General features: G+C 56.5%; 25 protein-coding genes and 1 tRNA gene. 9 read left to right on the plus strand and 17 right to left on the minus strand.

The features are described 5' to 3' along the window. Positions 1 to 10: 10 nt before the first annotated feature. On the minus strand, positions 11 to 1,396 hold the full coding sequence (locus ACP7BN_RS04965; protein WP_426202092.1) for a heavy metal sensor histidine kinase: 1,386 nt from the start codon (positions 1,394 to 1,396) through the stop codon (positions 11 to 13). Continuing rightward, complete coding sequence (locus ACP7BN_RS04970; protein ID WP_420646708.1) at positions 1,386 to 2,066, minus strand: heavy metal response regulator transcription factor; 681 nt, start codon at positions 2,064 to 2,066, stop codon at positions 1,386 to 1,388. The genes ACP7BN_RS04965 and ACP7BN_RS04970 overlap by 11 nt, the downstream gene beginning before the upstream one ends. A gap of 136 nt (positions 2,067 to 2,202) precedes the next feature. On the opposite strand from ACP7BN_RS04970, the gene ACP7BN_RS04975 reads away from it, so the two are divergent. Both ACP7BN_RS04975 and uraH read left to right on the plus strand, forming a co-directional pair. Continuing rightward, a complete protein-coding gene (locus ACP7BN_RS04975) occupies positions 2,203 to 2,685 on the plus strand; it encodes a GlcG/HbpS family heme-binding protein (RefSeq protein ID WP_426202094.1) in 483 nt (160 codons plus the stop codon). A gap of 16 nt (positions 2,686 to 2,701) precedes the next feature. Beyond that, complete coding sequence (uraH, locus tag ACP7BN_RS04980) at positions 2,702 to 3,112, plus strand: hydroxyisourate hydrolase (protein ID WP_426202096.1); 411 nt, start codon at positions 2,702 to 2,704, stop codon at positions 3,110 to 3,112. Positions 3,113 to 3,173: 61 nt separating this feature from the next. Here the strand turns inward: uraH and ACP7BN_RS04985 are convergent, their stop codons facing one another. Both ACP7BN_RS04985 and ACP7BN_RS04990 read right to left on the minus strand, forming a co-directional pair. Further along, positions 3,174 to 3,500, minus strand: coding sequence for a hypothetical protein (locus ACP7BN_RS04985; RefSeq protein WP_426202097.1), 327 nt, complete (start codon positions 3,498 to 3,500; stop codon positions 3,174 to 3,176). A gap of 69 nt (positions 3,501 to 3,569) precedes the next feature. Beyond that, positions 3,570 to 4,247 (minus strand): Crp/Fnr family transcriptional regulator, encoded by a 678-nt coding sequence (locus ACP7BN_RS04990; protein WP_426202099.1) that lies wholly within the window; start codon positions 4,245 to 4,247, stop codon positions 3,570 to 3,572. 83 nt (positions 4,248 to 4,330) lie between these two features. Here ACP7BN_RS04990 and ACP7BN_RS04995 point away from each other — a divergent pair, with 83 nt between their 5' ends. Continuing rightward, positions 4,331 to 4,855 carry a DUF962 domain-containing protein gene (locus ACP7BN_RS04995; protein ID WP_426202101.1) on the plus strand — a complete coding sequence of 175 codons (525 nt, stop codon included), beginning with the start codon at positions 4,331 to 4,333 and terminating at the stop codon, positions 4,853 to 4,855. 99 nt (positions 4,856 to 4,954) lie between these two features. On the opposite strand, the gene ACP7BN_RS05000 is transcribed toward ACP7BN_RS04995, so the two are convergent. The 6 genes from ACP7BN_RS05000 to dibA form a co-directional block, all read right to left on the minus strand. Next, complete coding sequence (locus tag ACP7BN_RS05000; protein ID WP_420646702.1) at positions 4,955 to 5,944, minus strand: sulfate/molybdate ABC transporter ATP-binding protein; 990 nt, start codon at positions 5,942 to 5,944, stop codon at positions 4,955 to 4,957. Between the two features lie 3 nt (positions 5,945 to 5,947). After that, positions 5,948 to 6,820 (minus strand): sulfate ABC transporter permease subunit CysW, encoded by an 873-nt coding sequence (cysW, locus tag ACP7BN_RS05005; protein WP_426202102.1) that lies wholly within the window; start codon positions 6,818 to 6,820, stop codon positions 5,948 to 5,950. Between the two features lie 12 nt (positions 6,821 to 6,832). Further along, positions 6,833 to 7,651: a sulfate ABC transporter permease subunit CysT gene (gene cysT / locus ACP7BN_RS05010; RefSeq protein WP_420646700.1), complete on the minus strand. Its 819-nt coding sequence runs from the start codon at positions 7,649 to 7,651 to the stop codon at positions 6,833 to 6,835. Between the two features lie 145 nt (positions 7,652 to 7,796). After that, complete coding sequence (locus tag ACP7BN_RS05015; RefSeq protein ID WP_426202104.1) at positions 7,797 to 8,810, minus strand: sulfate ABC transporter substrate-binding protein; 1,014 nt, start codon at positions 8,808 to 8,810, stop codon at positions 7,797 to 7,799. 97 nt (positions 8,811 to 8,907) lie between these two features. Continuing rightward, on the minus strand, positions 8,908 to 9,090 hold the full coding sequence (gene oscA, locus ACP7BN_RS05020) for a sulfur starvation response protein OscA (protein WP_420646698.1): 183 nt from the start codon (positions 9,088 to 9,090) through the stop codon (positions 8,908 to 8,910). A 158-nt stretch (positions 9,091 to 9,248) separates the two neighbouring features. Next, positions 9,249 to 11,180 carry a phosphodiesterase DibA gene (dibA, locus tag ACP7BN_RS05025; protein WP_426202107.1) on the minus strand — a complete coding sequence of 644 codons (1,932 nt, stop codon included), beginning with the start codon at positions 11,178 to 11,180 and terminating at the stop codon, positions 9,249 to 9,251. Positions 11,181 to 11,326: 146 nt separating this feature from the next. Here dibA and desA point away from each other — a divergent pair, with 146 nt between their 5' ends. After that, the gene (gene desA, locus ACP7BN_RS05030; protein WP_426202109.1) at positions 11,327 to 12,511 is read left to right on the plus strand and encodes a delta-9 fatty acid desaturase DesA; all 1,185 of its coding nucleotides are present in this window, start codon (positions 11,327 to 11,329) and stop codon (positions 12,509 to 12,511) included. Positions 12,512 to 12,654: 143 nt separating this feature from the next. Further along, entirely contained in the window at positions 12,655 to 13,644 is a 990-nt protein-coding gene (locus ACP7BN_RS05035) for a GGDEF domain-containing protein (protein ID WP_426202111.1), read from the plus strand. Between the two features lie 31 nt (positions 13,645 to 13,675). Here ACP7BN_RS05035 and ACP7BN_RS05040 read toward each other — a convergent pair whose 3' ends face one another. The 3 genes from ACP7BN_RS05040 to gabD form a co-directional block, all read right to left on the minus strand. Continuing rightward, the gene (locus tag ACP7BN_RS05040; protein ID WP_426202113.1) at positions 13,676 to 14,887 is read right to left on the minus strand and encodes an HDOD domain-containing protein; all 1,212 of its coding nucleotides are present in this window, start codon (positions 14,885 to 14,887) and stop codon (positions 13,676 to 13,678) included. Between the two features lie 141 nt (positions 14,888 to 15,028). Then, positions 15,029 to 16,306, minus strand: a complete 1,278-nt coding sequence (gene gabT / locus ACP7BN_RS05045; RefSeq protein WP_420646693.1) for a 4-aminobutyrate--2-oxoglutarate transaminase — start codon at positions 16,304 to 16,306, stop codon at positions 15,029 to 15,031. 185 nt (positions 16,307 to 16,491) lie between these two features. Continuing rightward, positions 16,492 to 17,934, minus strand: a complete 1,443-nt coding sequence (gene gabD / locus ACP7BN_RS05050) for an NADP-dependent succinate-semialdehyde dehydrogenase (protein WP_426202115.1) — start codon at positions 17,932 to 17,934, stop codon at positions 16,492 to 16,494. 351 nt (positions 17,935 to 18,285) lie between these two features. Here gabD and ACP7BN_RS05055 point away from each other — a divergent pair. From ACP7BN_RS05055 to ACP7BN_RS05065, 3 genes are all read left to right on the plus strand, one after another. Beyond that, positions 18,286 to 18,362 (plus strand) — tRNA-Arg (locus tag ACP7BN_RS05055). After that, positions 18,335 to 19,108 carry a Shufflon-specific DNA recombinase gene (locus ACP7BN_RS05060; protein ID WP_426202117.1) on the plus strand — a complete coding sequence of 258 codons (774 nt, stop codon included), beginning with the start codon at positions 18,335 to 18,337 and terminating at the stop codon, positions 19,106 to 19,108. The genes ACP7BN_RS05055 and ACP7BN_RS05060 overlap by 28 nt, the downstream gene beginning before the upstream one ends. A gap of 107 nt (positions 19,109 to 19,215) precedes the next feature. Beyond that, a complete protein-coding gene (locus ACP7BN_RS05065) occupies positions 19,216 to 19,839 on the plus strand; it encodes a sce7726 family protein (protein WP_426202119.1) in 624 nt (207 codons plus the stop codon). Here the strand turns inward: ACP7BN_RS05065 and ACP7BN_RS05070 are convergent. From ACP7BN_RS05070 to ACP7BN_RS05080, 3 genes are read right to left on the minus strand one after another with little or no spacing between them, the layout of a single operon-like run. Further along, a complete protein-coding gene (locus ACP7BN_RS05070) occupies positions 19,832 to 20,896 on the minus strand; it encodes a beta family protein (protein WP_426202121.1) in 1,065 nt (354 codons plus the stop codon). The two genes, ACP7BN_RS05065 and ACP7BN_RS05070, sit on opposite strands and share 8 nt — an antisense overlap. Continuing rightward, positions 20,889 to 21,755: an ImmA/IrrE family metallo-endopeptidase gene (locus ACP7BN_RS05075; RefSeq protein ID WP_426202123.1), complete on the minus strand. Its 867-nt coding sequence runs from the start codon at positions 21,753 to 21,755 to the stop codon at positions 20,889 to 20,891. Before ACP7BN_RS05075 ends, ACP7BN_RS05070 begins: the two co-directional genes overlap by 8 nt. Beyond that, on the minus strand, positions 21,755 to 22,390 hold the full coding sequence (locus tag ACP7BN_RS05080; protein ID WP_426202125.1) for a hypothetical protein: 636 nt from the start codon (positions 22,388 to 22,390) through the stop codon (positions 21,755 to 21,757). Before ACP7BN_RS05080 ends, ACP7BN_RS05075 begins: the two co-directional genes overlap by 1 nt. 907 nt (positions 22,391 to 23,297) lie before the next feature. Here ACP7BN_RS05080 and ACP7BN_RS05085 point away from each other — a divergent pair. Continuing rightward, positions 23,298 to 24,299, plus strand: a complete 1,002-nt coding sequence (locus ACP7BN_RS05085) for a restriction endonuclease (protein ID WP_426202127.1) — start codon at positions 23,298 to 23,300, stop codon at positions 24,297 to 24,299. A 241-nt stretch (positions 24,300 to 24,540) separates the two neighbouring features. Here ACP7BN_RS05085 and ACP7BN_RS05090 read toward each other — a convergent pair whose 3' ends face one another. Further along, positions 24,541 to 24,813, minus strand: a complete 273-nt coding sequence (locus ACP7BN_RS05090) for a hypothetical protein (protein ID WP_420651036.1) — start codon at positions 24,811 to 24,813, stop codon at positions 24,541 to 24,543. Positions 24,814 to 24,822 lie beyond the last annotated feature (9 nt).

Consider the following 24,822-nt stretch of genomic DNA (forward strand, 5'->3'; position numbering starts at 1 on the left):
ATGGCGTCAGTCAGATCAACAAAAATCCAAGCTCAAAAACCGTACCCCGCGCATCACTGCTAACCCGCACCTGGCCGCCATGCAGTTGCATGATCGACTGCACGATCGCCAGCCCCAAGCCCCCGGAATCACCCGGTTCAGCACGGGCCGGATCGACGCGGTAGAAGCGGTCGAACAGTTTGCTCAGGTGTTCGTTCGGGATCGCCGGGCCGTGGTTGTGGACTTGCAGCCAGCACACTCCCGGTTCATCGCGCCGACGCAGGCTGATCACGGAATCGATATCGGCATGGCGAACCGCGTTGGCCAACAGATTGCCCAAGGCGCGTTGCAGCAGTTGCTGATCGGCGAACAACTCGCCGCTGAGGTTGTTTTCCAGTCGGATTCCCCGGTCATCGGCCAAGGCTTCGAAGTAGTCGCATAACTCTTCGCCAATTTCGTTTAGATCCAGCGTGCGCAGATCGAGCGCGCGCTCGGCCTGCTCCGCGCGCGCAAGGAACATCAAATTCTCGGCCATGCGCTTGAGCCGTTCGAATTCCTCCATATTCGAGGCCAGCACTTCCTGATATTCCGCGCTGCTGCGCGGGTGATTCAGCGCCTGGCCGTTGCTCGCGAGCAAGGTGTGCAGCGGCGTACGGATTTCGTGGGCGAGGTCGGCGGAGAACTGCGAAAGACGCTGGAAGCTGTCGTCCAGCCGCGCCAGCATGCCGTTGAGCGCTTGTACCGGTTCGAGTAATTCAGCTGGTGTGTCGTCCGCCGGCAAACGTCGATCGAGGCTGCGCAGGTCGATGCCGCGCACCGCTTCGCTCAGTTTGCCCAGAGGACGCAAGGCACGGCGTAACAGCAACAGACCGAGTGCAAAGGCGAGCACAGCACCGAGACCGACTGCCAGATACAAGCGCATGCGATAACTACCGAGCATCTGCTCGCGTTCGCTCAGCACTTTGCCGGCAATCACCGTAAGCGCTTCGCCGTTCGGACCTTGGGCCTGGCCGGATAACAAAGCCAGTTCAGCCCCGTCGGGCGCCTGCCAAGTCAACACATCGCCGCGTTGCGGGGATTGGTCGCGGGGGATCGCGTTCAAGTCGGGAAGACTGCGCTGGCGCGGGTTGATCGCGATTACGCTGGAGCCGTCCGCACGGCGCACCAGCAGCAAACTGTCGAGGTTGCCGAGCATGTTCTGATACAGCCGTGGCCGCGCCTGCAAGGCGTCGAGACTGTCGCTGTCAGCAAGCAAGGCGCGCACTTGCTCCAGACGACCGAGCAACGCCATGTCGTCGCGCCAGGCGATTTCCGAGGCCAGCGAGCGATACAGAAACAGGCCAATGGCACTGAGTACCAAAGCGCAGACCGCGGCGAACGCCAGGGCGAGACGCCAGGCGATGGATCTAGAGCGCATCGTCCGGCGCTTCCAGTTGATAGCCGACCCCGCGCACGGTGTGGATCAGCTTCGGCATGTACGGATCATCGACCTTCGAGCGCAGACGCCGCACCGCGACCTCGACCATGTTGGTGTCGCTGTCGAAATTCAGGTTCCACACCTGCGAGGCGATCAGCGTACGCGACAACACTTCGCCCTGACGGCTGGCGAGCAATTGCAGCAAAGCGAATTCCTTGTTGGTCAGTGAAATGCGCTGACCTCCCCGACTGACCCGCCGCCGCAGTACGTCGATTTCCAGATCGGCGATGCTGTACGACTCGGCTTCGCGCATCGGCCCGCGGCGCAGCAGCGTGCGCACGCGCGCCAGCAACTCGGCGAAGGCGAAAGGTTTGAGCAGGTAGTCATCGGCGCCAAGTTCGAGGCCGCGAACGCGGTCTTCAATGGCATCCTTCGCCGTCAGAAACAGCACTGGCGTGGCGCCGCGCTGGCGGATCAGTTGCAACAATTGCCAACCGTTGAGACCCGGCAGCATCACGTCGAGGATGATCAGGTCGTATTCCTGCTGCTCGATGAAGTAGCGCCCGTCGAGGCCATTGAGCGCCACATCTACCGCAAAACCCGACTCTCCCAGCCCTTTGGCGAGGAAATTCGCGGTTTTGGCTTCATCTTCTACAACCAGCAAACGCATGGCACACCTCGATTATTCAGGCACACAGGCTAGGCGCCTTCGGCGGTTTTGCCCATTACAAACTTGTAATCCGCCTGACGAGGTTTCGACGGTGACCGGCGGCTAAGGTGGCGACCTCAGTTTCTGGAGCTTGCCCATGACCGTCAAATACTTGATTGCCAGCCTCGCGATCAGCCTCAGCAGCGGCGCGTTTGCCGCGCCTGAACTGCCGCGTCACGCCGACCTCGACCTGAAAAACGCACGACTGCTCGCCGACATGGCGCTGGAAAACTGCAGCGGTACGGTGTCGGTGCTCGACCGTGGCGGCAACCTGTTGGTGACCCTGCGCGGTGACGGAATCGGCCCGCACAACACAGCTGCCAGCCAGCGCAAGGCCTACACCGCGCTGTCGACGAAAACCCCGACCCGACTTTTCGCCGAGCGCGCCCGCAGCAATCCGGAAACCGCCAACCTCAACACCCTTGATGAGTTGCTGTTGCTCGGCGGCGGGATTCCGCTGTTTGCCGGCAAGGAATTGGTCGGTGCCATGGGTGTGGCCGGTTCCGGCGGCGGTGAGCAAGACGAAAACTGTGCGATCAAGGCTGCCGAGAGGGTCGGCCTGTCCTTCAACCGTTCTTGAACCAAGGAGAATCACCATGACTGCTTTGCGTATGACTTTCGCGGCACTCGGCCTGAGCGCTTTTTCAAGCCTGGCGCTGGCCGCCGGCAACCCTTTGAGCGTGCACGTGCTCAACCTGGAAAACGGCCTGCCGTCGCCGGGCATCAACGTCACGCTGGAGAAACACGTCGGCCAGGACTGGCAGCCGCTGGCTAAAGGCACCACCAATGAGCAGGGGCGGATTGCCGAACTGTTCCCGGCTAACAAGCCGTTTGAGGCGGGTGAGTACCGGGTGGTGTTCAAGACCGGCGAGTACTTCGAGAAGGCTAAACATGAAACGTTTTTTCCGGAGATTCCGGTGATCTTTCAGGTTAAGCAGACGGATCAGCACTACCACATTCCGTTGCTGCTGAGCCCTTATGGCTTCTCGACCTATCGCGGGTCGTAAGAACAACACATGACTCCATGTGGGAGCTAGCCTGCTAGCTCCCGCAAGGGTTTTGAGTGATTTAGGGGCCTACAACTTTAAAATCGAAAATTTTCGTGAACGGCGACCTTTCACGGTTATTCGTCTGGAATGCGACTGCGGAGTAGGAACGTACATCCAAGTTGAAATCATTAGTCCAGTTACCGTTAGCATCAGCCGTAGCCGATGCCAGCTCTGTACCATCAATCGGGACTGAAACAACGACCACCATCCAGCCCGCCAGAGCGGTGCCCGAAAAATTCACGGGATTGTTGACGTCACCATTCGGGCTATTGACCACCGGCGGTTCGATGCTCTTGTTTTCATTCAGTTTGGTGTGATCAACGCCGCTGGTTACTTTACTGTTCATCGGTTCAACTCCTTTTGTTGTCTTGATTGACCTACCTCTTTTACATCGCCCGATGTGCGCCAGCTACTGTCAGATCTGACAGGTGGCGCGCAGTTTCTGCATGTCCAGAATCTCGATTTCCCCATAGCCGAGACCAATAATTCCCTGCTCTTTCAAGTCCTTGAGAATCTGATTGGTGGTCTGCCGTGACAGCGACAGCATCGACGCCAGCTGTTCCTGTGGCAGCTGCAAAACCCGGCGTGGCGGATCGAGTTCGCCATAGCCTTCGGCAATCATCAGCAAACGGTGCGCCAGACGCGCCGGAGCCGGCAACAGGCTCAGTTGTTCGAGATTGATAAAGGTCAGCCGCAGTTTGTGGGTCATCAGCAGCGCCAGATGCCGCCAGTACACCGGTTGCTCATCAAGCAATTGCAGCAGCGCAGCCTGCGGAATATTCAGCAACGTACACGGCCCCACCGCGTAAGCGTCGTGAGTGCGCGGCTGCCCATCGAACAGGCAGATCTCGCCGAACCAATGCGGCGCTTCCACCAGACTCAGCAATGCCTCCTTACCCTGCTCACTGACCGCACCGATGCGAACGGCGCCGTCGAGTACCGCGTACAAGCCGCACGGTGCATCGCCGCGCTGAAACAAGCGTTGCCCCGCCGTCAGCCGCCGCTCCCTGGCCGCTGCCAGCAGACTATCCTGAAAGGACGCAGGCAGATGACTGAACCACTGCCCGGTCAGCAGCCGTGAACGCATTTCCATGAACACTCCTGGATTGTCGTCTGCCTGACAGAGTGAACGCCGATTGCGGCACATGCTGCGATCACCCTACAGGAGGAACAACAATGAAAAGCCTCGTCGATCATTTGAGTCAATACGCCGCTTACCACCGTGACCCGCGCAACATTGCCAGCCACTTTATCGGGATTCCGCTGATCGTAGTGGCGGTCGCGGTTTTGCTGTCGCGGCCGGAGTGGTCGCTTGGCGGATTGTGGATTTCGCCTGCCGTGCTGGTGGCGCTAGCCTCAGCGTGGTTTTACCTGCGACTGGAATTGAAACTCGGGGTGTTGATGACGGCGTTGTTGGCGCTGTCGGTATGGGCCGGGTATGTGCTGGCGCAGCAGAGCACGCTGGTGTGGCTGAGCAGCGGGCTGGGGATGTTTGTGGTGGGCTGGGCGATCCAGTTTGTCGGGCATCACTACGAAGGGCGCAAACCGGCGTTTGTCGATGATGTAACGGGGCTGATTGTCGGGCCGTTGTTTGTGGTCGCGGAGTTGGCGTTCGTGCTCGGGTTGCGGCATGAATTGAAAGAGCAGATCGAGGCGCGGGCTGGAGCGGTGCGGGTCAATCCGAATCGCGCAGCTGTGTAGATCGCAATCGCGGGCAAGCCCACTCCCACAGTGATCGAGTCGTTCACAAATTACGTGTTCGCCGAAGAACCTGTGGGAGCGGGCTTGCCCGCGATGCTTTTAGAGATTGGCGACTTTCTGCCAGACCTTGGGTTTGAAGAACAGAGTTTCACCCTTGGCCAACCCGATCAGGCTGTCGTGATCTTTCACCACTTCCGCTTCGATCAGATCAGTCTGCCCTTCAACCTTCAACGTCACCCGTGTGGTCGCGCCCAGCGGCCGGATATCGCGTACTTCGGCAGCGTGGTGATCTTCCAGCTCATGCTTGGACAACGACACTTCGTGAGGACGGAATAGCACGTGATTGTCGTCGCTCAGCAGCAAGCGATTGGAATCGCCGAGGAAGTGATACACGAAATCGCTGGCCGGGTTTTCGTACACCTCGCCCGGTGAGCCGATCTGCTCGATCACACCCTTGTTCATCACCACAATACGGTCGGCGACTTCCATGGCTTCTTCCTGGTCATGGGTCACGAACACCGAAGTCAGGTTGATATCTTCGTGCAGACGCGCGAGCCAGCGGCGCAACTCCTTGCGCACCTTGGCGTCGAGTGCGCCGAACGGCTCATCGAGCAGCAGTACTTTCGGCTCGACCGCCAAGGCACGGGCCAAAGCAATCCGCTGACGCTGACCACCGGACAGCTGTTCCGGATAACGATCCGCCAGCCAGTCCAGTTGCACCATGTTCAGCAGCTCATGCACCTTGGCCGCAATCTGGGTTTCGCTCGGACGCTGGTTTTTCGGCTTCATGCGCAGGCCGAATGCGACGTTGTCGAACACCGTCATGTGGCGGAACAGGGCGTAATGCTGGAATACGAAACCGACGTTGCGATCACGCACATCGTGACCGGAGACGTCTTCACCGTGGAATACGATGTTGCCTTTGTCCGGGGTTTCGAGGCCCGCAATGATCCGCAGCAGCGTGGTCTTGCCGCAGCCGGACGGGCCGAGCAACGCGACCAGTTCACCGCTGTGAATGTCCAGGCTGATGTTGTCCAGCGCCTTGAACGCATTGAAATTCTTGCTGACGTTACGCACTTCGATCGACATGAATTATTCCTCCGCGGCGCTGGCGCGCAGGCGGTTGATACGGTTTTCGCTCCACTGCTTGAGCAGCAGGATGAAGAGCGCCAGGATCAGCAACAGGCTCGCCACAGCGAACGCGGCCACGTGGTTGTATTCGTTGTAGAGGATCTCGACGTGCAACGGCAAGGTGTTGGTCACCCCGCGAATGTGCCCGGAAACCACCGACACCGCACCGAACTCGCCCATGGCCCGCGCGGTACACAGCACCACGCCATAGATCAGGCCCCATTTGATGTTGGGCACGGTGACGTGCCAGAACATCTGCCAGCCATTGGCACCGAGCAGGCGTGCGGCCTCTTCTTCCTGCGTGCCTTGCTCCTGCATCAGCGGAATCAACTCACGCGCCACGAATGGCACGGTGACGAAAATCGTCGCCAGCACGATACCCGGCAAAGCGAAGACGATCTGGATGTCGTGCTCCTGCAGCCACGGCCCGAACAGACCCTGAGCGCCGAACATCAACACGTAGACCAGACCGGCGATGACTGGCGATACCGAGAACGGCAGGTCGATCAGCGTCACCAGCATGCTCTTGCCGCGGAACGAGTACTTGCTCACGCACCACGCGGCGCTGACGCCGAACACCAGATTCAGCGGCACCGAAATCAGCACGGCGAACACCGTGAGTTTCAGCGCCGACAAGGCATCCGGTTCAAAGATCGCGGTGAAGAATGCACCGAGGCCGTTTTTCAAACCCTGGGATACGACGATGAACAGCGGCAGCAGTAGAAACAGCGCAAAAATCAACCAGCCGAGGCCGATCAATATTCTGCGTGCAGTCGCGCTGCCACGCCGGGCAGCGTTGGCCGAGGAAGCGGCCGCAATAGACGATTGGGACATGTTCGCGCCTCCTTATGGGGTTTCAATGCGCCGCTGCAGCAAGTTGATCAGCAGCAACAGGACGAAGGAAACCACCAGCATCAGCACGCCGATGGAAGTGGCGCCGGTGTAATCGTATTGGTCGAGTTTGACCATGATCAGCAGCGGCAGGATCTCGGTTTTCATCGGCATGTTGCCGGCGATGAAAATCACCGAACCGTACTCGCCGACACCACGGGCAAACGCCAGGGCAAAACCGGTCAACCAGGCTGGCAACAGCGCCGGCAGCAAAATATGCCGGAACACCTGAAATGGTTTGGCACCAAGGCACGCGGCAGCTTCTTCGACTTCACGCGGGATATCGGCCAATACCGGCTGCACCGTACGCACCACGAATGGCAGCGTGACGAAGGTCAGCGCCAAAGTAATGCCGAGCGGGGTGTAAGCGATCTTGAAGCCGAGGTCGGCGGCGAACTGCCCGACCAGCCCGTTAGGCGCGTACAGCGCGGTCAGCGCGATGCCGGCTACTGCCGTCGGCAGAGCGAACGGCAGGTCGATCATCGCGTCGATCACCTTGCGCCCGGGGAAGGTATAGCGCACCAGCACCCAGGCCAGCAGCGTACCGATGATGCCGTTGATGATCGCCGCGCACAGCGCGGTGCCGAAGCTCAGCTTCAAGGCTGCCAGCACGCGCGGTGCGGAGATGATCGTCCAGAACTGATCCCAGGTGAGCTGCGAGGCGTGGACAAACATCGCCGCCAGCGGGATAAGCACAATCAGGCTGAGGTACACCAAGGTGTAACCCAGCGTCAGCCCGAAGCCGGGTATGACGGGGGAGATACGACGCGACATAAAAGTCCTTGGTTGTGTGGCGAGGGAGCTTGCTCCCGCTGGACTGCGCAGCAGTCCCTATTTCTTATGAGCGCTGCGCACTCAAGCGGGACGGTGCGGCGATCCGACGAGCTCCCTCGCCACAATGAGTCCGGGTCTGCTCAGATTACTGCGCCTGATAGATCTGGTCGAATACACCGCCGTCGTTGAAGAACTTCGGCTGAGCGCTTTTCCAGCCGCCGAAGTCTTTGTCGATGGTCACCAGATCCAGCGTCGGGAACTGCTTGGCGTACTTGGCCGCTACGTCCTTGTCACGTGGACGGTAGAAGTTTTTTGCAGCGATTTCCTGACCGGCCGGGCTGTACAGGTGTTTCAGATAGGCTTCGGCGATCTGCGCATTGCCCTTCTTCTCGGCGTTCTTGTCGACCACCGCTACCGGTGGCTCGGCAAGGATCGACAACGAAGGCACGACGATCTCGAACTTGTCCGCGCCGCCGTCTTCTTTCAGCGCCAGGAACGCTTCGTTTTCCCAGGCCAGCAACACGTCACCCTGACCGTTGTTGACGAAGGTGATGGTCGAACCGCGAGCGCCGGTATCCAGCACCGGAACGTGCTTGAACAAGGTCTGGACGTATTCTTTGGCTTTAGCTTCGTTGCCGCCATTGGCTTTCAGACCGTAGGCCCACGCGGCGAGGAAGTTCCAGCGTGCGCCGCCGGAGGTTTTTGGATTCGGGGTGATCACCGAGACGTCGTTCTTGACCAGATCGCCCCAGTCCTTGATGCCTTTCGGGTTGCCTTTGCGCACCAGGAACACGATGGTGGAGGTGTATGGGGTGCTGGCGTCCGGCAGGCGTTTCTGCCAATCGGCCGGCAGGGTTTTGCCGAGCTTGGCGATTTCGTCGATGTCGCCGGCCAGGGCCAGGGTCACAACGTCGGCACGCAGGCCATCGATCACTGCACGCCCCTGTTTGCCCGAGCCACCGTGGGATTGCTGGATTTTCACGTTGTCGCCAGCGTGGTCTTTCTTCCAGTAATTGATGAATTCAGCGTTGTAATCCTGATACAGCTCGCGCGTCGGGTCATACGACACGTTGAGCAGTTCGTAATCCTTGGCAACCGCGGAACCGGCAAACACAGCGCTGGCCAGTGCGGCCAAAGCGTAACGGCGAATCGACGACATGGTGAAAGCTCCTGGAATTCTTGGTGGTGGCTTTTTCTTATGAATATCTGGAATCGGGTTTGCCGGTTAAAGATCGTCCGATCTTTTGACTTTCAACTCAGCCCGGCTGTTTACCAGGTTGCTGCAAACGGAATTTCTCTTTGCGTTCGATCTGAACCACCTGGGCGTTATGCACAGTGATTTCCACCGCGCCGAATCGCAGGTCGCGCAAAGCGGCCTGGATTTCGCGCAAGATGGTGCTTTCGTCCTGACCGTCAACGCTACGCAGGGATGCGCTCATGGTGCTGCTCCTTTGGATGAAATATGCCTGGCAGTGGGCGGCACTGCGTTCGGCGTAGGAGCAATATAAGAGAGCTTTAGATATTCTTAAAAAGACTATTTAAGAATGTTTATATAACTGAAAAACATTACGTGACAGGGCAAGGGTTTGCGCCGCGTTCAGCCGATGGCGGGCGCTCTGGCCCAATCGATTTCCTGCCCCGGTACTGGCCGCCCAAACCAGTAGCCTTGTCCCAGATCGCATTCCTGTCCGAGCAGAAACGCGGCCTGCTCCACCTGTTCGATCCCTTCGGCGTGCACCTGCATGCCCATGCTCCGCGCCAGCGCGACGATCACCCGCACAATCGCCGCGTCGTCCTCGTCCCACGGCAACCCGGCGACGAAACCCTGATCGATCTTGAGCTTCTGCACCGGCAGCCGCTTGAGTCGCAACAACGACGAATAACCGGTGCCGAAATCATCGATGGCCAGACGAATGCCCAGTTCGCGCAGACGATGCATCTGCTCCAGCGCCACTTCCGGGTCGTCCATCACCGCGCTTTCAGTGACCTCCAGTTCCAGACAGGCCGGATCCAGCCCAGTCTCGTGCAGCACCTGCGCCACCTGTTGATACAACTCACGCCGGGCGAACAGCCGCGACGACACGTTCACCGCGACAAACGACAGCACGATGCCGGACTGCTGCCATTGGCACATCTGCTCACAAGCCTGCTGCATTACCCAGGCGTCGATTTCGGCAATCAACCCGGTGCGTTCGGCAATCGGGATGAATTCCGCCGGCGACACCAGCCCGCGCTGCGGATGCTGCCAGCGCACCAGCGCTTCGACGCCGATCAGGCGACTGCTTTTCAGGTCATGCACCGGTTGGTAGTAGACGCGCAACTCTTGCTGCTCCAGCGCGCGACGCAGCTCGAAAGCGATTTCCACCCGTTGTTGCGCATGGGCCGTCAGTTCCTCGGTGTACAACGCGTAACCGTTGCGACCGCTGCTCTTGGCTTTGAACAGCGCCGCGTCGGCGTTGCGCAGCAGTTGCTCGGCGCTCAAGGCATCGCTGGGAAACAGGCTGATGCCGACGCTGGCATGGATGAGCAGCGGATTACCCTCGAGGCAGAACGGCTGCTTGAGGCCGTCGAGAATGCGTTGCGCCAGAGCGGCGGCCTGCGCGGGCTGTGGACAACTTTCCGCGAGCACCGCGAACTCGTCACCACCGAGGCGCGCCAGAGTGATGCCCGCCCCGAACAACTCCTGCAAACGCCCGGCCACGGCCTTGAGCAAGCGGTCACCAATGTTATGGCCGAGGCTGTCATTGATCAGTTTGAAGTGATCGAGATCGATCATCAGCAGCGCGCAGCCGCGCTTGTGCGTCTGCGCCGAAGCCAGCGCCTGCTCGGCGCGGTCACTGAACAACAGGCGATTGGGCAGGTCGGTCAGTGGATCGTGGTGCGCGAGGCGCTTGAGCTCGTGCTCGGAATCCTTGATCGCACTGATGTCGGAAAACACCGCTACGTAATGACTGAGTCGGCCGTCATCGTCACGAATCACCCGGATCGTCTGCCACTGCGGGTAGATCTCGCCGTTTTTGCGCCGGTTCCAGATCTCGCCGCTCCATTCATCACTGGCTTGCAGCGTGGCGAACATCGCCTGATAGAAACCCGGCGGGTGATGACCGGATTTGAACAGGCTGGGTTGCTGGCCGAGGACTTCTTCGCGCTGGTAACCGGTGATCTCGATGAACGCGCGGTTGACGTGCACGATCAGCCCTTCGCGGTTGGTCACCAATACACCTTCGCGAGTGCAGTCGAACACCGCTGCGGCCTGACGCAGGCGCTCGCGATCTGCTTCGCGCTCACGCAGACGCGCGCCGATGCCGAGAAACCTGAATAACCGCGCCCGGGCGAGGAAGATCAAACCGGCACTGATCGCCACAAACAGATAACCGTTGATCAGTTGCCAATGCAGCAAATCTTCTGCGCCGTCCACGGAGCTATCGAAGAAACTGTTCAATAAATAACCAGTGCCCTGCAACCAGACAACGGCAAGTACCAGGTAAAGCAGCGCTGCACGCAATGCATCGCGATAAGTGGCAGACATTCGGCCGTCCATGTCCCTACAAAAAGGCTGGATTATAGGTCAAGAAACATTCAGCCATCTCTTATCTGAAAGGGTGACTGGTTTTATCTGTGTGCTTGGTGATAATGCTACGGCTGTTTTTATCTTTATCGAGGGCCCTATAGCCTATGTGGTACGAAGGTTTTCTTGGCTTGTCGGCCTGGTCACTGGTGGCAGTCACCCTGCTGATGACCCACGTGACGATTGTTGGCGTGACGGTCTACTTGCACCGCTATTCAGCCCATCGCTCGCTTGAGCTGAATGCCGGCCTGAAGCATTTCTTCCGTTTCTGGCTGTGGCTGACCACGGCGCAGAATACCCGTGAGTGGACCGCTATCCACCGCAAACACCACGCCAAGTGCGAAACCGTCGATGACCCGCACAGCCCGGTGATCAAGGGTTTGTCGACGGTGCTGCGTACCGGCGCCGAGCTGTATCGCGCTGAAGCGCAGAACCCCGAGACCCTGCGCATCTACGGCAAGAACTGCCCCGAAGACTGGATCGAACGCAACCTCTACAGCCGTTATCCGCTGCTGGGCGTGGCGATCATGGGCGTGATTGATCTGCTGCTGTTCGGCACCATCGGCATCACCATCTGGGCAATCCAGATGATGTGGATCCCGGTGTGGGCTGCCGGCGTGATCAACGGCCTCGGGCATGCCATCGGCTATCGCAACTTCGAATGCCGTGATGCGGCGACCAATCTGGTGCCGTGGGGCATCCTGATCGGCGGCGAAGAACTGCACAACAACCATCACACCTATCCCAACTCGGCCAAGCTGTCGGTGAAGAAGTGGGAGTTCGACCTCGGTTGGGCATGGATCAAAGTCTTCTGCTTCCTGCGTCTGGCCAAGGTGCAGCGCGTCGCGCCGATTGCCCACCGCGTCGAAGGCAAGGGCAATCTGGACATGGACACCGCCATGGCGATCCTCAACAACCGCTTCCAGATCATGGCCCAGTACCGCAAGTTGGTGATTGGCCCGTTGGTCCAACAGGAACTGGCCAAGGTCGATCATTCGGTGCGTCACCAGTTCCACCGGGCCAAGCGCCTGTTGTCGCGCGAAACCAGCCTGCTGGAAGATCGCCACCACGCGCGCATTCAGAGCATGCTCGAACACAGCCACGCGCTGAAGGTCATTTACGAAAAACGCCTGGCCTTGCAGCAGATCTGGGTCAAGACCAGCGCAAATGGCCACGACATGCTTGCGGCGATCAAGGAATGGATTCACGAGGCTGAGGCCAGTGGCATCCAATCCCTGCGCGAGTTTGCCGACCAGCTGAAAACCTACTCGCTGCGCCCCGCCGCAGTCTGAAGCCATTGATCGGTGCGCCCGGACCCGGGCGCACCCTTTGGAACTTCCCCTTCAATCCCCTATCTCAATGACACTTCGCCACCCCCGGCGGGTTGAACCGTGGCCGTTGTCGACTTGCGGCACGCCTTTTGAGATTGGTGCCGATGGTCAACAACAACCAAAAAGACTCATCCCTCCCCCAGTGGCCAGAAGCCGCGCAAACCCTCATGGCTTTGATGCACGCCCAAGGCGAAGTCGCTCGACTGAGCGAGCGCGAACAGCTGTTCAGTTCGCTGCTGGTCAGCGTCAACGCGGTGCTTTGGGCGTTTGACTGGGAAACCCGTCAGGTGCTTTACGTCAGCCCGGCCTATGAGCGGATTTTCGGCCGCTCCGCTGCACTGCTGATGGCCGACTACAACCAGTGGCGTGACAGCATCTACCCCGACGATCTGGACTACGCCGAGCGCAGCCTCGCCGACGTGCTGCACAAAGGCGCAGTGGAAGACCGTGAGTACAGGATCATCGCCGCCGACGGCCAGGTGCGCTGGATCAGCGACAAATGCTTCATCAACCGCCAGGACGAACCCGGCCAACCGGTGATCATCGTCGGCATTGCCGAAGACATCACTGAAAAGAAGCAAATGGAAAGCGAGCTGCAACGCCTGGCCACCACCGATGTGCTGACCCAGAGCAGCAACCGCCGACACTTCTTCGAATGCGCCCACCGCGAGTTCGCGCAGGCGCGCCTGCAAGGCGCGCCGCTGGCGTTTCTGTTGCTGGATATCGATGACTTCAAGCTGATCAACGACACCTTCGGTCATCAGGAGGGCGACAGCGTTTTGCAGAAGATTGCCGAGTGCGGACGCGCGTCATTGCGCCGGGGCGATCTGTTTGGACGGATTGGTGGTGAGGAGTTTGCGGCGGTGTTTCCGGGCTGCGCGCCAGACATGGCGATGCAAGTCGCCGAGCGCTTGCAGAAGGAGATTCAGCGGTTGAGTTTCAGCCATGGTGAGCAGACGTTTGGCGTCACCGTCAGTCAGGGATTGACCAGCATGACCGCCGAAGACGAAAGCCTCGACAGCCTGTTTGCCCGGGCGGATGCGTCGATGTACGAAGCGAAGCGCCAAGGCAAGAACCGCATTATCTCCGGCTAACGCAACTCCCTGTGGGAGCGGCGTCGCTGCATTATTTACGCATCCGCAGCAGCTCCGGCAAACCGATCTTGAGCAACCGCGCCGTGCGACTCTTCGCCAGCTCTTCAATGCCCTCATGCTCGGTCAGCCGCGCCATCTGCGCGGCCATGTTCATCACCAGCGCTTCACGCGAATACACCCCGCCACCGAGCTGATACACCGCCGCAATCAACTCGCGCAGTTCCAGTGGCAAACGCCAGCGCGTGCGCAGCGCCGAACCATAACCGGCACCGAATTCGGCCAGCGCCTCGCCGACTTCCTCCAGATCATCCAGCTCGCCGCCAGCCTGCTTCCATTCCTGCAAACAACGCAGCAGCGCCAGATCGCCGAGACGATGCAGCATGCCTGCGCAATAGCAGCGCTCCTGATCCAGATCGAGCAGCCGTGCCAGCGTGCGTGCGTACTCAGCGGTGTGCAGCGACAGCCCCCAGTAACGCTCGGCGTAGTCCGCCAGACATGGATCGCTGAGCTTCGCGCTACGCTTGAGCGACAGGCCGAGGATCAGGTTCATGCTCTGTCCGGTGCCCAGCCGATGCAGGGCCTGCGCCAGCGTCTGTACCGGTGCGCCGTGGTGCTGCGCGGCGCTGTTGGCGGCGGCGATCAACACCGCAGTGATCTGCGGATCCTTACGGAATTCATCCTCTAACACTTTCAGATCAAGGCCATTGGGATTGAGGCTGCGTTTGACCGCCACTTGCACGTCGGTCATCAACGGCGCGCCGTCGGCCTGCTCGCGGCGACGTTCGAGGAACACCGACAGCGTCATGCCGGCGGCCAATGCCGGCACTTCGCAAAACACTTCTTCACCGGCATCGAGCAGCAGATCCTGCAAGCGCTGGGTCAGGCTTTCCATGTTCAGCGGTTTGGTCAGATACGCCAGCGGCGCCAGCGGCAGGGCTTCGCGCACGCTGGCGCTGTCGTTGCGGCTGCTCATCAAAATGAACGGCAGCGGCGGATTGCGTTTGCGCTGGCGCACGCTGCGCAACACGCTCAAACCGTCGATGCCGGGCAATTCCCAGTCGACAATGGCCAGGTCATAGGGCACGTCGCGCAGCAGCGACATCGCCTCTTGGCCATCGGCACACAGATCGAGCCGCGCATCGCAACGCACGTTGAGCAACACTTGTTTAAGTAGGTCACGAGACCAGGGGTCGGCCTCGGCAATCAGCACTCTCGGTACGGCGGGTAAATCAACGGCAGTCATGCGCGCGCTCCCTTGCAATGCCTGAACCTTAGCCAATGCTGGCGTTTCGATACAGCTCTCAATCGCCGGTTGTGTTTCAACAGGCAAGAAAAAACCCGCCGAAGCGGGTTTTTTGTCGATCCGATCACACGGTGCTGCGGATTACAGCTCCGAGAAGCACTCTTCGATGATCGCCAGGCCTTTGTCCAGTTGCTCGTCCGGCGAGGTCAGCGGTACGAGTACGCGCAGAACGTTGCCGTAAGTGCCGCAGGACAGCAGGATCAGGCCCTTGTCGCGGGCCTTGGCCACAACCGATGCCACCGCAGCAGCGTTCGGCTTGTGGCTGTCGCCGTTTTCGAACAGCTCGACCGCAATCATCGCGCCCAGTGCACGGACTTCGCCGATCACCGGGTACTTGGCTTGAATCGCCTTCAGGCCAGTCACCAGACGCTCGCCAACCGCCTTGCAGCGATCCAGCAGGTTTTCTTCTTCGAACACTTCCATCACGGCCAGAGCGGCGGCGCAAGCGATCGGGCTGCCGGCATAAGTGCCGCCCAAGCCGCCTGGCGCGATGGCGTCCATGTATTCAGCCTTGCCGCACACACCGGCCAGCGGGAAGCCGCCAGCGATGGATTTGGCGAAAGTGGTCAGGTCGGCAGCAACGCCCATCTGTTCCATGGCGAAGAAGGTGCCGGTACGGCCAGCGCCGGTTTGTACTTCGTCAGCGATCAACAGAATGCCGTGCTGGTCGCACAGCGCACGCAGGCGCTTCATGAAGTCTTTCGGCGCGACGTAGAAACCACCTTCGCCCTGAACCGGCTCGATGATGATCGCGGCAATGTCTTTCGGCTCGGCGTCATTCTTGAAGATGCGTTCGATGCTGGCGATCGAATCGTCAGTGCTCACGCCGTGCAGCTCGTTCGGGTACAGCGCGCGGAAGATACCGCCTGGCATCAGGCCCATGCCGGCCGAGTACGGCACGACTTTACCGGTCAGGCCCAGAGTCATCATGGTGCGACCATGGTAAGCGCCAGTGAAAGCGATCACGCCAGCGCGGCCAGTGGCGGCGCGGGCGATTTTCACGGCGTTCTCAACAGCTTCGGAACCGGTGGTGACCAGCAAGGTTTTCTTGGCGAAATCGCCCGGCACCTTGGCGTTCACTTTCTCGCACAGTTCCACGTACGGCTCGTAGGCCAGAACCTGGAAGCAGGTGTGAGTCAGCTTGTTCAGTTGCTCGGTCACGGCAGCGATGATTTTCGGGTGCAGGTGACCGGTGTTCAGTACGGCGATACCGCCGGCGAAGTCGATGAACTCGCGACCTTCAACGTCAGTCACGGTAGCGTTCTTCGCGGACTCGGCAAAGATCGGGTGAATCTGGCCTACACCACGTGGAACAGCTGCGGTACGGCGGGCCATCAGTTCAGCGTTAGTCTTGCTCATTACAGTCCTCATTCGCCGCTCATCGGGCGGCGCGGTTCAAGGATGAAGCAGCGGGGAATCAGCGGCGGCAGCATGCGATGATCGACTGCCACGGCGTTCCCGGCCGCAGAGAAATTGCGGTTTGCAGCGGCGCAAAGGGACAGCGCTCTCGTGCCCTTCGCGCTTGAAGCGTTCTCTGACCGGGCTTAGATGCCCAGGCAGAGGTATTTGATTTCCAGATAATCTTCGATGCCGTACTTGGAGCCTTCACGGCCCAAGCCCGAAGCCTTGATGCCGCCGAACGGCGCGACTTCATTGGAGATCAGCCCGGTGTTGACGCCCACCATGCCGTACTCCAGCGCTTCAGCCACACGGAACACACGGCCCAGGTCACGCGCATAAAAGTACGAAGCCAGACCGAACTCGGTGTCGTTGGACATCGCGATCACTTCGGCTTCGTCTTTGAAGCGGAACAGAGGCGCCAGTGGGCCGAAGGTTTCTTCCTTGGCCACGGCAGCATTTTTTGGCACGTTGGTGAGAATCGTCGGCTCGAAGAAGTTGCCCTCGATGACCTTGCCACCGGCCAGCACGGTCGCGCCTTTGCTGATCGCGTCAGCAATGTGCTCCTGAACCTTGGCCACGGCTTTCTCGTCGATCAGCGGACCAGTGGTGGTGCCGTCTTCCAGACCGTTGCCGATCTTCAGCTTGGCCACCGCCACTTTGAGCTTTTCGGCGAACGCGTCGTAGACCGAGTCCTGAATGTAGAGACGGTTGGCGCAGACGCAGGTCTGGCCGTTGTTGCGGTACTTGGAAATGATCGCGCCTTCGACGGCCTTATCCAGATCCGCGTCGTCGAACACGATGAACGGCGCGTTGCCGCCCAGTTCCAGCGAGACTTTCTTGATGTCCTTCGCGCATTCAGCCATCAGCTGACGACCGATTTCGGTCGAGCCGGTGAAGGACAATTTGCGCACGATCGGGTTGCTGGTCAGCTCGCTGCCGATGTCGCCGGCGCTGCCGGACACCACGCTGAACACACCGGCCGGAATGCCGGCGCGCTGGGCCAGTTCGGCCAGAGCGAATGCAGAGAATGGGGTTTGCGAAGCAGGCTTGAGCACCATGGTGCAACCGGCGGCCAGGGCCGGGCCGGCTTTACGGGTGATCATCGCCGCCGGGAAGTTCCACGGGGTGATGGCTGCGGTCACGCCGATTGGCTGCTTGATCACGATCAGGCGCTTGTCTGGCTGGTGGCCCGGAATCACGTCACCGTAGACGCGCTTGGCTTCTTCGGCGAACCACTCGATGAACGAAGCGGCGTAAACGATTTCGCCCTTGGCTTCGGCCAGTGGCTTGCCTTGCTCGAGGGTCATCAGGCGCGCGAGGTCGTCCTGGTTCTCGATGATCAGTTCGAACCAGCGCCGCAGCTTGTTCGCGCGGTCCTTGGCGGTCAGTGCACGCCAGGCCGGCAGCGCCTTGTCAGCGGCTTCAATGGCACGGCGGGTTTCGGCAGCGCCCATCTTCGGCACGGTGCCGAGAATCTCACCGGTGGCCGGATTGTTGACCTTGATCGTCTGACCGTTGTCCGCATCGACCCAAGCGCCATCGATGAAGGCTTGCTGGCGGAACAACTGGGTGTCTTTAAGCTGCATGTCGGCTTTCCTTAACAGCACCGCGACGGGCGCGGAGCAAAATTATGATTGTAGAAAGGCGCCTCGCAAGGCTGCCGTCAGGGAAATCATTCACCGGGCTGAAGCACGTATATAGCGCACGACTGGCAACGCGTGCGGCTCAGCATCCAGACAAGGAGCGTTTGAAATCTCAAACGAATCCTAGGTTCAAAGGGGTTAAAGGACAATAGGACGTTCGAAAAAAAGAACAAAAACGCCGCATTCACGCATTTTTCCCGATCAACGTAGCAAACGCCCGTTACAGCTTCAAAAAACACAGACGATTCAGCAGCATGGACGCCCGCAATGCATATGCGTATCATGGCGCCCGCTGCACCAGTAGCTCAGCTGGATAGAGTACTGCCCTCCGAAGGCAGGGGTCGTGGGTTCGAATCCCGCCTGGTGCACCATCTTCTTTCCCTTGTATTACAAGGGGATAGCGCTCCTGACAGAAACCTGTCCTAGTCCTGAAAGTCGTTTTTGCCACAAATTTGCCACACTTAATGTGGCGGGAATGGTCGAAATGGCAACAATCAGGAATCGCGGCGAGTATCAGTGGGAGGCGCAGATCCGCCGTAAGGGCTATCCAGCCCAGCGCAAAACCTTCGAAACCAAATCCGACGCCCAAGCCTGGGCACGCATGATCGAAAGCGAAATCGACCGGGGCATTTTTGTCTCTCGCGTCGAGGCTGAACGCACCGCCTTTCATCAACTCATTGATCGCTACATCTCCGAGATCGCTCCGAAGCACAAAGGCGCTTACTCGGAAATCAAACGTCTGGAAGAGCTCAAGCGTCATCCGCTGGCATCACGCCTCACCTCTTCAGATTTTGCACGCTACCGTGACGAGCGCCTGAAGATCCGCAAAGGCAATACGGTGAAACGTGAGCTGGCTTTGTTTCAGTGCGTGATTGAGGTCGCACGCCGCGAATGGGGAATTTACCTTGCGGAGAATCCAGTCAGAATGGTCAGCCGCCCCAGCTACAACGACGAGCGCTCGCGACGCCCTGACCCAATAGAAGAGCAATACATGCTCGGTGCCCAAGAGCTTCGTGAGCGCCGTGCCGACGGTATCTATGCTGATGCCTCACACAATCCCTGGATACGGCCCATCGTCCAATTGGCGATTGAGCCCAGCGCATGCAAAGCCCGGTGACTCGACGCCAGAGAGATTTAGAAAGTACTCGACCGCCGACAAGTCAGGTCTGCGCACCTAACATCCGCTTTAGAGAATAGGTGCTCAGTGACGTATAGTGGCGGCGAATGCAGAGCGGTTTGTGTTTCGACGAGGCGTTTACCGATGTTGATACTTCAGCTAGAATTTTTATTATGAGCTTAAAAGACAAACATATTCGCTTCGCTTTGAAGCAACATCTGTTAAAACGACGGCCTGCGGCATCGAAGATTCTTGAAGAGTTACGCATTCAGAATGGAAACGCGATAGCTGACGTGGTTGCTTTTTATAAAGAAATGCACTGCTATGAGATTAAAGGTGAAACCGACAACGTAAGCCGCTTAACTAGACAGGCTGGATTCTACAACCTAGTATTCCCAAAATTGACAGCGGTAATAACCAAAAACCATCTAAAGTGGGCAGAAAATAATCTTCCTCCGTATTGGGGAATAATTCTAGCCAGTGAGCATGGGCCAGACGTGATACTGAAGTATCAGCGAGGAGCGAAGCTTAATCCTCAGTTCGACAAAGAGATGGCACTCATGACTCTCTGGAAGGACGAATTAGTAAACATAGCCAAGAACTCAACAAACCTTAAAGTAAAGACGTCACATACTAGGCAAGAACTGGCATCAATTATAAGTCCATTATTAAGGAAAGACCTCACTCTAGATTTAGTAAGAGACGCCATCTTGTCCAGGCAGGCTATATAGTATTGACGATATAAGTAATGTGAGCGCAAAGCATTCCTTTTATCCAAGAGCCTTGCGACCCCGCCTTAGCAGGCTTTTTGGCCGACAAATAACTCCGATCATGAATATACTTGTCCCCATACGAGTAAGTTATAGTACGGTAGAAAACCTCTGGCACTATCATATCGGCTATATCAAAAAATTGGTTATTCCCTTTAGGATTAGTGTGTAACGAACTACCTCGCAAAATAAAAAAACTATCTGCGTAAGGATAAAAAACTTTAGGAGTAGACACTAGCCTAAGTAACTTAGGATCTAGATCTGCATCCGAATAGTCGGGACTAACGACTCCGTAATCACCGAACTGCACAGGAAACTTTGACACGACTCTATTCCAGACAAGCTTTTCATTCCGGTGCACATGCAACTGCTTACTCGTCCCTATAAGTCCTGCTATATTTGAAGGAATTATTGATCCAGAAACTATAAGATTCCCGTAACTGAAATCCTTAGTGAACCCTTCCAAAAAGCTATTAACTATAGCAAAATCGCTATTTACGTCAGATATTACACGCAGATCCAAAAGCAGATGCACCTCAGTAACGTTGTACTTAGCGATCTCACCGTATAGGTCTACAATGTCTGACTTGGTTAGCTTGTAGCTTTCAATGTCCTCTCTTTGAAGGCGGATAGCAACTTTCCCACCTTTTTTTGCTAAATATGAAAATGCCGCAGTATTGTGATTTGCGTTTCGATCAAGCGCTAAAACCGGGATTGGGTTAAAAATAAAAAACCTTGACAGGATGTATTCATACTGATGCATTCCGTTCAAGTGTACGTCATCATCGATATCATGGTTATCTATATAAAATTCAATTGCATGTTTTTCTTCATATAATTTTTTTAAGCATTTCAACCCCATATCAATGCGCTTTATGATACCTGCCTCTGACTGTATTTTTGTTGTTCGAGGTATATCAAATAAAGGGCGAATCTGCCCAGCTATATGACTAGGAAGCTCTTCTAACGCTTTCGCCTCATTTAGCTTTAGCTTCAAAAACGGGGAATACTTAATCATTTAATCCTAGCTCGCTTCTCACGTCCATGAAATTTACAAGCTCAGAGTACAGGGTCCACTGCCCCGTCCTATGCCGAATCATACCAGCGGCGATTGCTGGGTGACATTCAGCCTCATTGCTCAGCTCTACAACTCTCTTTAAACTTCCTTGGTTAAGCATTATTTTTCTAAGAACATTACGCGGAATAAGCGAATCCGTAGCCAAACGATTGGCTTCAACTTCAACTTCACTGTCTGACGCCTGATCAAAGTCATCAACAATAGGAGAATCTAAACTTTCATAATGCAGAACAATATGTGCTAGTTCATGACTCAACGTGAACCAAAAATTATCATATCTGTTATATCTAGCACTTATCCCTATTACTGGCACACCATTTATTAGCTTGAAAACACAGCCATCAAGTTTCATAGCTGGCAAATACTTCTCAACTACTAATATTATGCCGTAGCGCTCAGCCAATAGCTCAGGTAGTTTTGTTATGGTGCTTGGATCCTGGCTGAGCCGAGTAACATCTCGCAGATCTTTCTCAGTAAAGGCAGCCGGAAATGCGATGTCTCGATTCAAGCACAGACTGGTCGCCCGATCCTTTACAAGTGCTAGCCACACTAATGCTAGTGCGTCATTTGCAGTTTCCGCTTTTCTATAGAGGGTACTACTGCCTGAGGTAGACGAAATTGCGACTCGCAAGAGGAAATCATCAATACTTTCATTCGGGAGAGTCCGCCCCTTGAGCACAGAAGGTTTACACCGATTTTTGAGTTCTGAGAAAACCTTGAACACGCTTGATGCAGATCTACTAAGGCCGTGCAATACTGCAAAATCTTGGCCTTGAGTCATTTCTTCGTCATCGGACATTATGCAGCCCCCGCTATTTTGGCAGCAGTGACGGGGCAGGCTTCAAAGTACACTAGGTTCTCTTTGTCTGGATCAGCTGGAAACTCCGTCATACCTAAACCGCGATAATAACGCTCGGCGGTCGGAAGCGAATGGAGACAAAATCCATGCCTATAACTTAGCGTGTCTAGCACGAATTTCGAGACAAAAGAGATCAAACGGCTCCCCACCCCTGAAAACCTTCGGGTGTAGTCAGGACGATCTCTATTACTATACGATGCGGCGATATAATCGATATAGAAAATATTATCTCCATCAAATCGACTTTGCTTAGGGTGGTATACAACACAGGCACCCTGAACATGACCCTCGGCCATAAATAAAAACCAAATATAGTCGTCAGATTTGCAGTGAAAAGCTTTTGCAGTCCAATCCCAGTTCAAGTCCGCCAAGTTATAGCGTAAAAGCGCTTCCTGAGCAAAATGTTCATCATCCAACTGAGCGCCATATTTGGCTATGATCTCTTTGAGAACCATTGATTTTTCTGCCTGCCAGTCGGCCTGCATTTTTATAATTGCTCCCAGTTGAAACCCCGATGTAATTTCGTACTCGACCTGCATGCCTGTGTGATTACAAAGAATATTTTTTGCCGACATCTCAGTGCCTATATTAATTCCGTTTAATTACATAGCGAAATCATCACAACCATCTATCAAAAATGGGATGAAATACGCCATGAGAATATTACTAAATCTTGAGCTCCCTACCTAGCCAGCTATTCTGCGCAGGTGATTATAGCGCATCCAGCATAGCTCCGCACACACGCCAAGAATGGGATCACCATAAAGACATCTAAGTTAGGCCGACTCTATCCATATGATTTTGTTGAGAATTTTATTACCCGTTTTTTACTTTCGCCGCCAGACGATGCGGTTGATGATGAGACAGAACGAAATAAGAGAGAGGTCTGCTTTGCAGGATGAGCCTCAACGAATTTAAGACTGGGCAAATGAATTCGGTCAGCAGCATTATTGGGAATGTCCACCCGCCGCAATACTGTCCTTCATACAAGGTAGATGGAAGCGCATGCGATGAGTCGCAGATTTTGATTAGACGCCACAAATTTGCCACACTCGCCCCACTAATCAGGGCGAAGACCCGCTAACCCTAGTTAATACAACCCATTGATTCCCAGATAATCCCCACTAACGTGTTGATTCTAAATGTCCGACTTTTAGGACTCCAAAGGCAGGGGTCGTGGGTTCGAATCCCGCCTGGTGCACCATGAATCAAACGAGAAAGCCCCGGACTGCGGAAGTCCGGGGCTTTTTTTGAGCGATGATTTTCGAATGGGTTTTGCAAGCCTTTTGATCAGAGAGGCTTTGGCTGGAATGGCAGTTGTCAACTTAGAGTTTACAACTGCCGTAAATCATCCCAGCTTCATTGATCGAGGAATTCGGCGTTTGCCTGCGAGGGCTGAAGAATCTAACTTATGCTGCAATCTACTCGATGCGTAAATGCAGCGACCGCGTGCCATACCAACTACAAAACCAAGGAGGTGATATGACCAAAATGTGGATGATCCGTGGCGAGTCTGGTCGCCTCTACGACGATTTTCGTGAACGTGGCGTGGTGGCAATAGGGTGGTCACAGCTCGCTCCGTTGGCCAAACCCGGCATGTCGCGAAAAGAAATAACCCGCCTTTATCAAGACATCGAGCCCAACATCAAACCCGGCACAGCCATATCAGGCGCGTCGCAGGTTTGGCGATTCATCAATGAAATTCAGTCTGGTGACTGGGTTGTTACTTACTCTCCGGCCAACCGCACCTATCTCGTTGGCAAGATCACCGGCGATTTCAAACACAACCCTGAACTGGCTGATCTCGGAATGTCCCTGACTCGCCCAGTGCAGTGGATCGATCAGGAAGTAGATCGCGACAGTCTCACCTCAGCGAGCAAAAACAGTCTCGGCTCCACACTCACAGTATTCGTCGTTCCGGACTTCGCGCTTCAAGAGCTGAAAGCGATGGCCGCAGGAAACAAAAAACCTGTGTTGCCCCCGGTCGAAGAAGAATATCCAGACAGCGATCCTCTCGCAGGTATGGAAAGCTTGGCCCTAGAGCGCATCAAGGATCTGATCAGCGCCCTACCATGGGACGATATGCAACACCTAGTCGCCGGTATTTTGCGAGCGATGGGCTACAAGACTCAGGTCTCCCCGGCTGGCCCTGATCGCGGGAAAGACATCATCGCATCACCGGATGGTTTCGGTTTCGAGAATCCGCGGATCATTGTTGAAGTTAAGCATCGCAAAGAGCAGATGGGCAGTCAGCAAATCCGCAGCTTCCTTGGAGGGCGGCATAAAGATGATCGTGGTCTTTACGTGAGCACCGGCGGTTTCAGTAAAGACGCCTATTACGAAGCTGAACGGGCCAGTGTGCCGCTGACGCTTTGGACGCTGGATAACCTCGTACGCGCATTGGTTGAACATTATGGGCAGACAGATTCAGAGACCAAGCGGTTGATACCGCTAAAGATGACGTACCTGCCTGTCGCTCTCTGACAAGCTCATGCTCTAAGTCTGAAGCGGTATCCGGCCATAGCTCCCAGACTGAGCAACTATCAAGTAAAACTTGATGGTTCAATCCTCTGGTGAAGTAGCTTTCTTGGGTAGTTTCTGAGGCGGTTTCTTGGGTAGTTTCTTGGGTAGCCCAAGAAACATCGACCGTTGTTCCTCTAGCGTCACCGCCCTACCACTCTCAATGCTCAGTAATTTGAGGGTGGTGGAGCTCCGCAGTCACCCCTCACTCCGTCGTCCAATCAAACTCATCATAATCATCGTCGTCCTCTTCATCCTCCCCAACCTCCTCCTCAAAGACGTCCTCTTCCTCAAGCACATCTTCTTCCGGCTGGTTCAGCAGAAATTCCTTACGCGTCTCGGTGATCGCGCGGCGCATTTCGTCGCCCTTCGCAGGGCAGTTGAGGAGTTGGGCGATGCGGTCGATTTTTGGTGCCACGGTGGTCTCCAGCGCATCGGCAATGCCTCGATAATGCGCGTTTTTGCGCGGCACTGCCAAATGGCTGGA

Source organism: Pseudomonas sp. TWP3-1 (genome assembly GCF_049896625.1).
Lineage (GTDB): Bacteria > Pseudomonadota > Gammaproteobacteria > Pseudomonadales > Pseudomonadaceae > Aquipseudomonas.